The sequence below is a fragment of the Bacillus sp. GBSW19 genome, assembly GCF_002998655.1.
Lineage (GTDB): Bacteria > Bacillota > Bacilli > Bacillales > Bacillaceae > Bacillus.
Genome location: NZ_PVRF01000003.1, coordinates 130,494 through 144,091, shown reverse-complemented (window position 1 = coordinate 144,091; position 13,598 = coordinate 130,494). Strand labels below are relative to the sequence as shown.

At 43.2% G+C, this 13,598-nt stretch carries 12 protein-coding genes; 1 reads left to right on the top strand and 11 read right to left on the bottom strand.

Features of this window, described 5'->3' with window-relative positions:
- The first annotated feature begins 79 nt into the window (after positions 1–79).
- The gene (locus C6344_RS15280) at positions 80–1,207 is read left to right on the top strand and encodes a M20 peptidase aminoacylase family protein (protein WP_066031361.1); all 1,128 of its coding nucleotides are present in this window, start codon (positions 80–82) and stop codon (positions 1,205–1,207) included.
- Between the two features lie 48 nt (positions 1,208–1,255).
- Here C6344_RS15280 and C6344_RS15275 read toward each other — a convergent pair whose 3' ends face one another.
- From C6344_RS15275 to C6344_RS15225, 11 genes are all read right to left on the bottom strand, one after another.
- On the bottom strand, positions 1,256–1,978 hold the full coding sequence (locus C6344_RS15275; RefSeq protein WP_106039352.1) for an SDR family oxidoreductase: 723 nt from the start codon (positions 1,976–1,978) through the stop codon (positions 1,256–1,258).
- A 123-nt stretch (positions 1,979–2,101) separates the two neighbouring features.
- Positions 2,102–2,857 carry an alpha/beta fold hydrolase gene (locus C6344_RS15270; RefSeq protein ID WP_223253307.1) on the bottom strand — a complete coding sequence of 252 codons (756 nt, stop codon included), beginning with the start codon at positions 2,855–2,857 and terminating at the stop codon, positions 2,102–2,104.
- 106 nt (positions 2,858–2,963) lie between these two features.
- A complete protein-coding gene (locus C6344_RS15265) occupies positions 2,964–3,845 on the bottom strand; it encodes a glycine betaine ABC transporter substrate-binding protein (protein ID WP_034664219.1) in 882 nt (293 codons plus the stop codon).
- Positions 3,845–4,690 (bottom strand): glycine/proline betaine ABC transporter permease subunit OpuAB, encoded by an 846-nt coding sequence (opuAB, locus tag C6344_RS15260; RefSeq protein ID WP_034664471.1) that lies wholly within the window; start codon positions 4,688–4,690, stop codon positions 3,845–3,847. Before opuAB ends, C6344_RS15265 begins: the two co-directional genes overlap by 1 nt.
- Positions 4,691–4,700: 10 nt before the next feature.
- Positions 4,701–5,969, bottom strand: a complete 1,269-nt coding sequence (opuAA, locus tag C6344_RS15255; RefSeq protein WP_034664221.1) for a glycine/proline betaine ABC transporter ATP-binding protein OpuAA — start codon at positions 5,967–5,969, stop codon at positions 4,701–4,703.
- Positions 5,970–6,368: 399 nt separating this feature from the next.
- A complete protein-coding gene (locus tag C6344_RS15250; RefSeq protein WP_003217200.1) occupies positions 6,369–7,463 on the bottom strand; it encodes a toxic anion resistance protein in 1,095 nt (364 codons plus the stop codon).
- A 14-nt stretch (positions 7,464–7,477) separates the two neighbouring features.
- Positions 7,478–9,094, bottom strand: coding sequence for a YceG family protein (locus tag C6344_RS15245; RefSeq protein ID WP_060595481.1), 1,617 nt, complete (start codon positions 9,092–9,094; stop codon positions 7,478–7,480).
- A gap of 70 nt (positions 9,095–9,164) precedes the next feature.
- Positions 9,165–9,980, bottom strand: coding sequence for an HAD family hydrolase (locus tag C6344_RS15240; protein ID WP_060595480.1), 816 nt, complete (start codon positions 9,978–9,980; stop codon positions 9,165–9,167).
- A complete protein-coding gene (locus C6344_RS15235; protein WP_060595479.1) occupies positions 9,977–11,086 on the bottom strand; it encodes a cysteine protease StiP family protein in 1,110 nt (369 codons plus the stop codon). The genes C6344_RS15240 and C6344_RS15235 overlap by 4 nt, the downstream gene beginning before the upstream one ends.
- On the bottom strand, positions 11,079–12,410 hold the full coding sequence (locus C6344_RS15230; protein WP_106073069.1) for a phosphoribosyltransferase family protein: 1,332 nt from the start codon (positions 12,408–12,410) through the stop codon (positions 11,079–11,081). The genes C6344_RS15235 and C6344_RS15230 overlap by 8 nt, the downstream gene beginning before the upstream one ends.
- Positions 12,400–13,590, bottom strand: coding sequence for an HpcH/HpaI aldolase/citrate lyase family protein (locus C6344_RS15225; RefSeq protein ID WP_060595477.1), 1,191 nt, complete (start codon positions 13,588–13,590; stop codon positions 12,400–12,402). Before C6344_RS15225 ends, C6344_RS15230 begins: the two co-directional genes overlap by 11 nt.
- Between the last annotated feature and the right edge of the window lie 8 nt (positions 13,591–13,598).

The window sequence follows — 13,598 nt, the reverse complement described above, 5'->3', positions numbered from 1 at the left end:
ACACTGATGATATTTAAGATCAATATTATTTCACTAAAAGAATGTTTTGGCAGATTTTCTGTCAGCAAGGAGGCTACTCATGACAACTTTGACAAACGAAATGCAACAGACCGTGACAGACATCTTTGAACACCTGCACGCCCACCCAGAAATAAGCTGGGAAGAAACGAATACGACGGCTTATCTTGAAGGCATATTAAAAAAAATGGGCTGCAAGACTCGAACATTTGACGACTGTACAGGAGTGATTGGTGAAATTGGAGAAGGCGCACCAGTGGTCGCTGTGAGAGCCGATATTGATGCACTTTGGCAGGAAGTAGATGGTGAGTTTCAACCCAATCATTCATGTGGTCACGATGCACACATGACAATGGCTCTCGGCGCCTTCATGGCATTAAAGGAAAAGGAGCTCCCGAACGGCACCATCCGCTTCATTTTTCAGCCTGCTGAGGAAAAAGGCGGCGGCGCGCTGAAAATGATTGAAAAAGGTATGTTAGCAGACGTTGATTACTTATACGGAGTGCATGTGCGCCCAATTCAAGAAACATTAAACGGACGCTGTGCACCTGCAATTTTACATGGATCGAGTAATCATTACATCGGCACAATTATTGGAGAGGAAGCCCACGGTGCACGCCCGCATCTTGGGGTCAACGTCATTGAAGTGGCTTCTACCCTCGTGCAGAGACTCGCGCATATCCATGTCGACCCAAGAGTTGCACATTCTGTAAAAATGACCAACCTACATGCTGGCGGGGGCAGTTCAAACATCATCCCTGGCAAAGCTTCTTTTACATTAGATGTCAGGGCACAAACAAATGATGTGATGGATGAACTAGAAAAAGAAATTGAAAGAGCCGTACATGCTGTAGCGGATGCCTTTGGCGCTTCCATTACACTTTCAACCGATCACCGTCTGCCTGCCGCAACCTTAAATGAGGAAGCTGTCCAGATCATGTCTAATGCAATTGAACAGATTTTAGGCAAAGAGCAGCTCGATCCCCCGATCGTCACGACAGGCGGAGAGGATTTTCACTTTTATGCAGCAAAGGTTCCGCATATCAAATCCACGATGCTTGGTTTAGGCTGTGATCTAGAGCCCGGTCTACATCATCCATATATGACATTCGACCGCTCTGCTATCTTTACCGGCATTGAGATCTTGACGGAAGCTGTCTATCAAACCCTTCAGCAGCATTCATCATAAAATCAAAAAACCACCCGTTTTTTCTTTAAACGGGTGGTATGCTTTATATTATGCATTCAAATCTGTCATGGCTGGGACGTTGATTTCTTTTACACAGGATACCCTTGATAAATGAATCACACATCTCGCAAGCTCTACAATATCCTGTACAGGGATTCTCGTTTCACCATATAGAGTGATGGCTTTTTCGGCTCCATCTTCATATGGAACCTCTGCCGCCAGCTCTCCTGGATTGATACAGGTGACGGATATTTTATCTTTTCTCACATGTTCTCTCAGTGCATTCACAATTCCGCGCAGGCCAAATTTAGAAGCGACAAAAGAAACCTGCGGCAGGTTTGTATGATCTAGTCCCGCCGTTGAGCCAATCACGATGATTTTTCCATTCTCCGATTTCCTTACGTGCGGAAGCAGTGCTTGGATGTAAGTAATCGTAGAGGTGACATTCACATTGATTAAATGAGCGATATCCTCTGGCTGATCGTGATCGAATGAATAATCATCTTCAAAGCCTCGTTTTTCCCATAAACCAATGTTATAGATGAGAACATCAATGGTTTTATTCTCCAATGCTTCGAGCATAAAAGGGATGTGGGTTTGGCTTGATAAATCAATTTTCAGCCAAATTCTATGTACACCGTCATCTATGTTCAAACTGCTCGGTTCACTTCGAGACACAATCCAAACTGTATCTCCACTTGAAGGAAGACCTTTTACAAAAGCATCCCCTAAGCCTTGACTCGCACCGAATATGATATAGTTTTTACTCATAGCTCCTCCTTCTACGGCTCATGAGCTTTCAGTCAGACTGCAGCTCATCTGTAAGCGTTTTATGCCTATATCATATAGGTTCTAAGATCTAACTGCCTCTTTTATGCCTGTCTTCACTTTCGGCTACTTGATTTCCTTTAATTCCACCGGTAACGCACGCTCTTCTATAAAGGATTGAATCATATCAATAAACAGTTCTTTCTTTTCAAACGTAAATGTATGTCCAATATCAGGAACGACGACACCTGTTGCCTTCGGATGTGATGTCGTTATTTTCTTTGCTGACCGTTTCATGATACCTTTTTCCTTTTCTCCCACTGTGACAAGAATCCGTGCCTTCGCTTGTTGAAACGTGTCTGGGAGCTTGTAATGGAGATTTTCTTGAAACATCGTCAGAAGGGTTTTCTTCTGCAAACTCTTCGAATCCGCCGCATAGTCATTCAGTACATCGTTTGGAAGCCCCATCTTTTCAGCTTGGAGCTGGATAAACCAATCTTTCTTTAATAATGGATACGTAAGAGGGAGAAGAGGTCTCACCATCAAGTAAAGCCATGGCAGCGGCATCACAAGAGCGCTGTTGATGACGGCTATGTCTACGATATCAGGCTCATTCGATAACACTTCAACGGCAACCTGTGCACCTAGAGAGAATCCAATGAGTATCACTTTACGGCCGTGCGCATGCTGCTTGAACCACGAGATGACTTCAAGAGCGCTTTCTCGCATGGAAAATGACTGTTCATTTGCTCTTGTCCCGTGACCAATCAGTTCAGGCGTATAGCATTCATACGCTTCCTTGAATGTTTCCATCTGCTCCTGCCACATCCAGCTGCTGACTCCTCCGCCATGCAGGAAAATCATGATTGGCTTATCCATCATCGACAACTCGTCCACCATCCTTATATAAGAAAAAAGCAGCCGCTTTTTGAGCAGACTGCTTTTTCATATGCTCCCTTCTATTATAAGGGAACCTCATCACTATAGGCTATTTTTTCAAATCCTCAATCGAGTTGACGTTCTTCATATATGTCGGAACAACTAGCCCCATACGAAGACCTTTCATACTTGTGCCTAGATCATCATATTTCCCTTTAAACTTCGCTGCATACGTTTTATGCGTATTTGGCAGCCAAGCAGATAACGATGCATCTGCACTTCCAGTTGCAATTGCTGTCCACATCGGACCTGCTTCCACCTGAGTCAAGGTCACTTCAAATCCGAGCTCACGCAGTACTTCTGCAGCGACATTGGTACTTGCAATCTCACTATCCCACGCAACGTAGGCAAGATTGACTTTGTCACCATTCGACTTTTTCACGCCTTTTGTCCATTTCGCTACTTGGTCTTTATGTTTTTTCACATATTTAACGGCGGCATCCTTTGGATTGATACCATCTTGGATATCCATCATGACTTCGCCCATGTCATCTTGAGACCATTTAAATTGACTAAGCATTTTGGCTGCTTCCGGCTGATCTTTTGCAAAACCTTTACGTGAAATCGTATGAATCTCTTCCGCTTCACCGTAAGATTTCTTTGGATCCTCTAAATATTTTAAATCATAGCGAGTAAACATCCAGTGTGGATTCCAGCCAGTGATAATAATTGGCTTTTTACGGTCGTAAGATTTCTTGAGCGTTGCGGTCATAGCTGCACTTGATGCAGACACAACCGTCCAATCCTCTAAGCCGTAATCCTTTTTCGCTTGATCCGTTAGCGCCATAATCCCTGAACCCGGATCAATGCCGATAATGGTTTTATTCACCTGCTGTGCTGCACTCGCATTTGAATCTGACTTCACGCCACAAGCGGCTAGTAAAAAGACAAGCAGGGCGGTCATCCCAATGTAGAGAGACTTTTTCCACATTAAGCATTCCCCCTGGTTTTTTTCGTTTTAATGTTTTGTGTAATACGGTCGAGTGTAATCGCCACAATCACAATGGCAATACCTGCTTCAAAACCAATTCCTGTTTTCAGCTGCGTTACCGCACTATATACTTCCGAACCAAGTCCTGGAGCACCTACCATTGCCGCAATGACGACCATTGATAGAGCAAGCATGATACTTTGGTTAATACCAGCTAGGATGGTTTTTGTTGCAAGTGGAAGCTGAACTTTGAATAAACGCTGGAATGTCGTTGAACCAAATGCTTCTGTTGCTTCAATTAAATCAGCTGGTACTTGTTTAATACCGAGAATCGTCATACGAATCGTTGGCGGCATGGAGAAAATAACTGATGCCACAACCCCAGGCACAACGCCAATGTTAAAGAAGAAGATTGCTGGTAATAGATAAACGAATGCAGGCATTGTCTGCATTAAATCTAAAATAGGTGTTACAATCTTACGCACAGTTTCCTTCTGTGATGCCCAAATACCGATCGGAACCCCGATCACGATGGAAATGACCACAGCTGTCAAAACGAGCGCAAGTGTTTGTAGCATTGGATGCCAGTAGCCTAAATAGTCGATCAGCAAAAATCCAATAAGTGTGAAAAGAGCAACTCCTCTTGTACTGATCCACCAGGCAATGCCGGCAAAAATAAGGGTTAAAATAATAGATGGAATCACACCAAGTGCTGCCACAATTCCATTTACTGTGCCTGCTAATCCATTTGTGATGCCATCAAAGAAACCACCAAACGTTAATGTTAACCAGTCAACAAATCGATCAATGTAATCCGCGAACTGAATTCTAGGTAAATCACTCATACTAAACATCTTATTCTACCTCCTGTGCAGAAGGCTCTTGTGTTTTAATTTCCTCAAGTTTGTTAGAAGACATGTTGATATACTCATCATTACCTGATAACGCACCAATTAATGCACCTCTGACCACAATACCCTTCATTCTGTTTTTCTCATCGACAACGGCAATCGGAATGTTTGCTGCATCAGACACTGCGTCAAAGATTTCTGTCAAATACGTAGATTCCAATACTGTCGTGAATTCTTTATCGAGAACTGTTTCAAGCGACGCTCCCATTTCTGCTGCCTTTTTCGCTGCTTGTGCAGAAATAACACCTAATAAATGCTTTTTCTTATCTACTGCATAGATAGACGAAATCCCAAGGTTTTTCATGAGCGTGAGCGCAACACGTGCCCCTTTGTCGATCTGAATTGTTTCTGCACGTTTCATAATATGACCAGCGGTTAATACTTTAGAAAGGTCGACATCTTCAACGAAACGTTCAACATATTCATTCGATGGGTTCATCAGAATTTCTTCTGGTGTTCCGATTTGAACGATATTTCCGTCCTTCATGAGCACAATGCGGTCGCCAATCCGAAGCGCCTCATCTAAATCATGGGTAATGAAAATGATCGTTTTTCCTACAGATGTATGAAGCTCAAGCAATTCATCCTGCATATCTTTACGAATTAATGGATCGAGTGCGCTGAATGCTTCATCCATTAATAAAATATCAGGGTCATTTGCTAATGCACGTGCCAATCCAACACGCTGCTGCATCCCGCCACTTAATTGGTTTGGGTACTGTTCTTCAAAGCCTTCAAGTCCAACAAGCTTTAAGGATTCAAGCGCTTTTGAGCGGCGCTCTTCTTTGTCTACACCTTGTAATTCAAGACCGTACTCGGTGTTCTCAAGAATCGTACGGTGGGGGAACAATGCAAAGTTTTGGAAGACCATGCTGATCTTTTTCCGTCTGACTTCACGCAATTGATCCTTTGACATATTTGTTATCATATCCCCATCAATAAATATTTCTCCGGAGGTTGGTTCGATTAACCTATTTAGCAGCCGCACAAGTGTGGACTTTCCGCTCCCTGATAGCCCCATGATGACAAATATCTCGCCGTCATACACATCAAAATTTGCTCGATTGACACCAACTGTTGCGCCGGTCTCTTTTAGAATCTCTCTTTTTGTTTTCCCTTTTCCAAGCATTTGAGATGCTTTTTTAGCATTTTTACCGAAAATTTTAGATACATTATTTATCTTGATTTTGATAGTTCTCTCTTCAGAATTCATATTTTCCCTCCAAATTAGCATCTTTATAACCGTAACATAAGCGTTATGATGCGAACAATCTTTAGAATTCGCTTATTTCCGCACAATATGTATGAATTCCATATAGAGGTCTGGTGATTAGAGTTTATACGCCGTATTACTCGTAAATCCTATAGAATGCTTCATAAACTACATATTTTACGGGGTATTTCCTCTCATCAGACAATATTTTACTGGAAATTCCTAATTGTGCTAAAAAATAACTCGAATCCTCACCATAGCGGACTTTTTCAAACATGGGCGAACCATTCCCCTGAACAGGATTTACCCGAAAATGGTCACATAAAAACCTTTTTTCTTCAAATTTTAATAAAATTCATGAGTAACTGCCTGCAACTTTAGTTACAGACAGCTTATTTTTTAGGACTCTAGGGCAGCCCGCTTAATATTATCTTGCAATTCAAGCATACGTTTTGTTCCATCTTCGCGTAATCGTTTGTTTTCTTCTTCGATCTGTTTCGTCTCTTTCATCCCTTGTACAATCGTATTAAAGGAAGATTCGATCGTTTCAATGTCGATACTTGGACGTCCAGACAATTTGGCAATCTCCACACTTTGACTTGAGATGTTTTCAGCATTTCGTTTCAGCATTTCATTTGTTCTTCTATCCAGCTCACTCATTGAATCAGCCACAAGCTTTTGTCTCTTCGCTGTAACAGCTTGAATGATCCCATTTTTAAAAATTGGAATGGTGATGATGAACGCTGAGTTGATTTTACCGATTAATTTCGTATTCCCACGCTGCAGCAAACGAATTTGCGGTGCCGTTTGAAGAGCCACCATCCGTGCCATATCAAGGTCATATACACGCTCTTCCAATGCTTGAATGCCGTTACGAAGTGTATCAAGCTCCATTTGTGCCAGCTGGTTTCCACTAGCCGCTTTTTCTTCATAAGAAGGAACCAATTGCTTTAATTCTTCGATTTTCATTTGACCTGCAACAACATACTTTTCAAGCTCCATATAGTATTGAATGTTATGCTCATACATTTCTTCAAGCGTCACAGTCGATTTAGTCATTTCGTCTTTATATTTACTGATTTCTACATTAATTTTTTCAATCTCTGCACCGAGCGTTTGATATTTACTGAAAATCTTTTCAATCATGCTGCCGCCGCGCTTAAAGATTTTTGACAACAAACCACCCTTTGGCTCGTCAAAATCATTTTTATCAAAACGATCCATAATTTTTCCAAGCTGCGTCAGCATCGTTCCTGAGTCAGTGACACTTGTTGAACGCATCATCGAAAGAATACGATCAGAGAACTTAGAGATTTCAACGGCCGGCTGTTTTCCGTATTCAAGCAGCTCCAGCTGATTTTTCGCATCGATCTGTCTCGCAATATTTTGCACTTCTGGTTCATTTCGAAGCTGAACGCGGATATCGTCTGCCTTCTCAATGGAGATTTCCTCTTTATCAATTGAAATGATGTCATTTCCGTTTGTATTTGTCATAAGCTTTGATCTCCTTATCGATTTTTAATGGATTGAAATAACTTTCTGACGATGGATGGCTCTTTAAACTCCTGATTCATGACCATCTCATCAAGCCAATGGGTATCAAATAATTGGTCATCTATATACCGCTCGATACACTGGTATCCCGCCGGATGATACACGAAGAGATCCACCCCCATTTCGTTTAGGAAAATGAGGGCAGCCGCATCAGAACGAGTCAGCTCACCATTATATTCCGTATGGTATAAAATCACTTTCGGTACGGTTTGTGCATAATCAAAGGTTTGAATGAGTTCAATGAGCTCCTGGCCGATATGCAGTATCTGTTTGAATAAATAAATACGGACATCTAATTCGGTCTCATTGCCTTCTTTTAATAGCTTTGGATGGTGACAGATTCGAGATATCGCCTCTGCTATCGCACGCTGCGCGCCCTCATATAGATGAGAAAACTGCCATACATTGCTTTTCATTAATAATTCAGGATCAATCTCTCCAGCAGAAGAAAGGGCATGCTGATAATGAAATTGATAATTCGAAGACACTTCTTTCGTAAAAGGAAAATGGCGAATGGTCTTCGTCTCTTTCCCTTCCATTAACGTATGGATACGATCCCAGTATTCACGCTTGTCTCGTGTGATCCCCATCATTTTCGCAAAGAGATTCGGAATCTGTATCGTGTCCCGGTCTGCTTGAAAATTAGGGCGAATAAAGGAACGTTCCTTTGCAATTAAAAACAGCTCATCATACGTTGTCTTCAGCGTAATGGAATGAGGGGTATGATCTCTGAATTGCCACGGCTTATACAGCATTGAATCTTCCGTGTGGAGCACCTCTTCAAGCTCTCTTGTCGAGCGGTACGCCACCGTTGATTTCCTCTCAGGCTTTTCAGTAGGGAACGGTTCAAGCTTTGAATTTCCCGGATACTGATCAATAAAAGTCAGCTTTTCTTCTGGATCTAATTCGCGGAACGAATCCTCGCCCTCTGGATGAAATAGCACAACATCACAGCCAATCAGCATGACATAGTAAAGAAAATAAAGCTGACTTTTATTCGCCTCTCCATACCAAATGACAGCCGGCATTTTTTCTTCTATATTGACTTCCTTCAGCCATGGATCTAGATGATTATTTGAAAACTTCACTACATCCAGCAGAACCCGGCGGAAATCGGGATGCTGAAATCCACCCTCATGCATCTGTTTGAAATGCTCAAACACCTTGATCAATGAAAGGCGGATATGCCGGTTCATCACAGGGTTTGGATGGCGTACAATCAGCTGTTCACCATCTAAAAAAGCCACAAAGCGATTCACGGACAATCCCTTTTCTTCTTGGTTAATCAAATGAATGCGTTGAAGCGCTTGAAAATGCTCCGGCTCAATATGACGATTGAGCGTTTCACTTAAAATATGAACGCCATCTGTTTCATATAATTCATGTAAATAAATAAAATAATCGGTTGCATCATGCGGAGTTCCAAGGACCCGGGCGGCGAGACGCGGCAAGGACAATGTATGCTCGTCCTTTACATAACCGTCTCTTTCAGGGAGCGGCTTTTTCAGCACGTTTTTCCAGGCTTCCTGCTCCGCCCGTGTATGGTTGACATCGATTTCTTTATAACTCACGCCGCTCCTTCCTTTCTCCTATATTTTCTCGAAAGCTACTACTATCATATCATTCACCCTTCTACTTCTGCTATCGAATCGAAGGCTTTTTTACGGTCGTCATCTGCTTCATGACACAAGAGGTGATTTCATCTGCTGCTGCCATGCCAGATGCTGCTGTCGGCTCAAGTAATGGGTCAAAGTCAAGCACTTCCCCATGCCTCGGGGCAAAGCCCATATCCGCCTGACGAATAAGACCTGCATCTAAAAGGGAATCGCCTGCACCATATACATATTCAAGCTCCAGCCGTTCCTTTAAAAAAGCAACAGCATCCCACTTATTGAGCGGCTCCGGAATAAAATAAAGCTTCCGTCCTTGAAGAGAAACCTGCCAGCCTCTCTCCTCGCCCCACAGCTTCAATTCAGCAAGTGGAATGTGAGACAAATACTCATCTTTCATAATCAAATAAAGAAATTTCCCCTCTGCTGTCCGGGTACGCTTCACCCATGCCGCAACTGGAAGGTCGGAGATGGCTCTTAGCATCTCTCTGACTGACATACACGCTTTGAGCCTCTCATCAACGATGGCCTGCCAATCCTCAAGCGGCTTGCCGTGATGAAGGATACAGCCCCCATTTGTCGTAACGGCATACTCCGGTTTAAGCTCTTGCTGAAAGAAGGTGATCCGTTCATACTGAGCAGTCGTTCTTGTCGTCACTGGAATGAACCAGCCCAGTTGATGGATTGTCTGCAAGGATTTTTTCGTTTCAACCGACATATAGGAAAGCGGCCGTTCATCCAGCACCTCAACTAAATCATAATCTCCTTCATACTCATACTGATCAAGCACTCGATGTGAGTAAATCAGTGTCCGGTCTAAATCACTGGCAAACGCACATGTCTTCATGACGTCTGTTCCATCGGACGAATAAGTCCACAGCACGTATAGGACATATTGGCATATTCAATGACAGGAACGCCTCTGTCCTCTGCCAGAAGCAAAATATGCTTCAGCTTCTCCTGAGACCCCGGCTGAATCAGGATTTTCCAAGGGATTCTTCTAAGCAGCACACGGGTCGTCTCACCAACACCCGGCTTAATCAAATGGGTATTTTCAATGTGAAACTCCTGACCGATCGCTTCAATGGACGCCATCCCCCGCCAGTCCGCAGGCATTCCTTGTGTGAGGATAGTCTCTGCTTTCTCTTCTACATTTGGTTTGAGGCTAGAAAATGCTTCTTCAATTGTATCCACATACAGGTTGGACACATCCTCATCAAGCAGCTCTTCATAATACTTCGCCCCATGGAAATCATCGGCATTGATCCAGCGGTTGTTTAGTACCGTTCGACTGACAAGTCCTGATACCGTCGAATTCAGGCAGGCACTTGGAATGAGAAAGTCCTCTCTCGTTCCGTAGACATTTGTACAATAGCCTGGATCAGCTAGTACAGCCAGTTCACTAGAAAGACGAATATCATACTTTCTTTCAAAATCAATCACAGCTTTTTGGAGCTCTCTCGAAATCGCACCTTTTCCGGTCCATCCATCAATAAAGGCAATCTCAAAGCCCGGATGTTCCTTGAGCATATAATGCAGCGCATTCTCATCTATTCCTCGGTCACGAATAATAGAGATGCTGTAATGAGGCAGTTCAAGACCATATGTCTTTCGAATATATCGTTTGATGAGCACCCCGATCGGCGTTCCCGCCCTAGCCAAACTGCAAAGAACCGTTTGGAAGCCTCGCTTTTTCACAATCTGTTCTGCTACCACAGCTACTGCTTCTGCTACCTTTTCCTTACTTTCTTTCAGAGATTGATAGAATAAATCCATATAAGATTCCGTTGGTTTATACTCAATCGGCAGCATTTCTGAATAATGCGCACCGCTCTGAATCGAACGCTCCCGCTCTTCTGTACTTTTCTCCATCTCAATGGATGATAAATCTTTGAGTAAGAAGGTTACATCCTGCTCTGGATAGCTTCCCATCTTTGTATACACATTAGCCATTCACCTTCACCTCGTCTGATAAAGTCACAATATGCACATGCTTCACATGCCGCTCGGCAAATAAGTGAACAAGCGGACGCAATGCCTCCTGAGAGACCTTTTTCTCAAAAAAGAGAAATACATCATCGTATTGATCTTTTGGTATGTTGTACACGTAGTGCTGAATTCGGGCATCCTCTGGACTCACAAAGGTAAACCCATTTTGAACAGCGTATCCATCCTTTTCAACAGGGTGAATTGGGCTTCTCGTCGTTGAATGAAAGAGAACGCCTTCTCCCATATGTGCAGCCAGTCTCATCGGCACATACATCAGCTCACCTGTTCCTAAACAAAGTGTCTGCTTTCCTTTACGTTCCTTCTTCAGTTTCAGCCCAGCCTGTGCAGCTGCTTGGTCGATGGCTGCCGTATCTGCTGCGTTTAAACCAAAACGGCCCGTTTCATGTATATATGGCGAATGACCCGCCGAATTTGCTGCATGAGAAAGTGCATACGGCTCGTGCTTAAAGAAAGATTGAAGAGAGTGAACAGAGAGACTTGGCAGATCCTTTTGCTCAGCAATCTCATACGAATAAGCTGGCTCATCCAGCGTTTTGCCCCGAAAGACCATTTGCCCTTTTAATAAAGACAATGATGTGATGTGAATACCAAGCTCCTCTTCAAGCTCACACATGGCTTTCTCGTGCTCCTCAGTCCGCCAGTCCAAAATAGAAAGAATCGTGTAAGAATGCCGCGGATGCTTTGCATGAAGGTCCCGAATGATATTGATATTCGTACGGCCTGTCGTGACTTCATCATCTACTAGCACGATGGGATGGTCTGTGCGAAGTAATGCTTCGTCTGCATAACAAAGCTGATCCGTTGCATGCGAATGCTCTTCTTCAAATACCAATGAAGGATCAAGATCCAGCAGCTGTTCACGTGTCGTATGGATGTAAGATGCTCCTTCTATTACGTCATACACACCATGACCCAGTGCTGTTGCTGTTTCTGCAAAGCCGATCACGATCGGCTGTTTTCCTGATGAAAGCTTCTCTTTTTTGAGTGCTTCGTAGGCTTTAGTTAATGCCGTGTGGTCATCCGTCTTGAGTGCTTCTACTAAAAGGTCTTGATGCGGAGACGTCTTGCCTGTTTGCTCTTGTGCATACGCCATGGCTAAAAGACCCGAGACAAGAAGCGGTTTTACTGGATGAACAGGAATATGCTTACCGAGCACCTTACTAACGAATAAAAAGGCTCTTTTTTTGTTCACTCTTGCTGCCATGTCAAAAAGATGCTCTTTTTCCAGCTGAAGCGCACCTTTTTTGAGATCAAGCTCAACTTCCATATGTTCCAAGATGCTCAGCGTATGCGGCTTCTGTTTCTGTGAGTATGTCGATATAGCTTCTATTTTCATGAAACACCCCGTAAATATCTGACTTAATTAAAATGTGCTCTGCCCACCGGTAATGCGGCTTCGTTTCATTCATTTTATTAGAGAAGGTACTCTTCATTACGCCAACTGTGCCGTCTGCATGTTCAAGAATGCTTAATGCATCCATATACTCTTCCTTCGTCACAACATACATGCTTTGCACCGGCTTAAGATGTGTTGGATGAATGACCGTCTTTCCATGAATGCCGTTAGCGACATCGAGTTTTGTCTCCTTGAGTAAACCTTGTACGTCATCAAATTCAGATAAAGACGGTTCACCGCTCCTATGAGAAAGCGCACGGATGAATGGCTTTTGTTCCTTTCGAGCAGGGCCAAAATGCTCCCACACAGCCCCAGAAATTACAAAGGAACGCCCAAAATAATTGATGATATCTGTGATTAAATCTGCAATCAATTTGATCTCATAGATGGTCGTGTCACGATCACGGCGAATACCGTACAAACCGCAAAGATCCGTTGCCCCAATGCGAATATTCAAAATATATTCTTCATCATTCAGCAAGATCTGCTTTAACTCAGACAACACCGTATATCTTGTTTCTTTTTCTAATAAATCGGGTGTTTCCAAAATGGGCATCCCATAAAGTGTTGTCCGCGTTTGGGACGATGCCTGTTTCAGACTGTCCAAATAATCCTTCGCATTATGAACCGAGCACTTCGGAAACACAAAACCGGTAAGTAATTGAAGAGAGGAACCGAGCAAGTCTGCCATTTTAAGCAGCTGTTTCGGCGAACGAACTCGAATAAATAAAAGAGGCAATTGTTCAGCCGTTTCAGGAGCATGCGTTACTTTCTCTTTGAGACTGGCCAATTGTGCCACTAGATTCTGTTCGGCCATGTCCACTTCTTGATCACCGATGGCATCCTCCAAGCAAAATACAACAGAACAAAGCGCTTCATATTTCTGTGACAGCAGCATATCTGCTATATCTTGTCTTGTCGCAGGCATATACAAAGTAGCACCTAATGCATGCGCAAGTACATGCCTCGGTGTCAGTGAATACATCGCCCCTGGCCGCTTGAAAAAAAGATCGTGCTGCCTCGCCTCTGATAAAAATCGAAAATACCGCATGCTGTGCC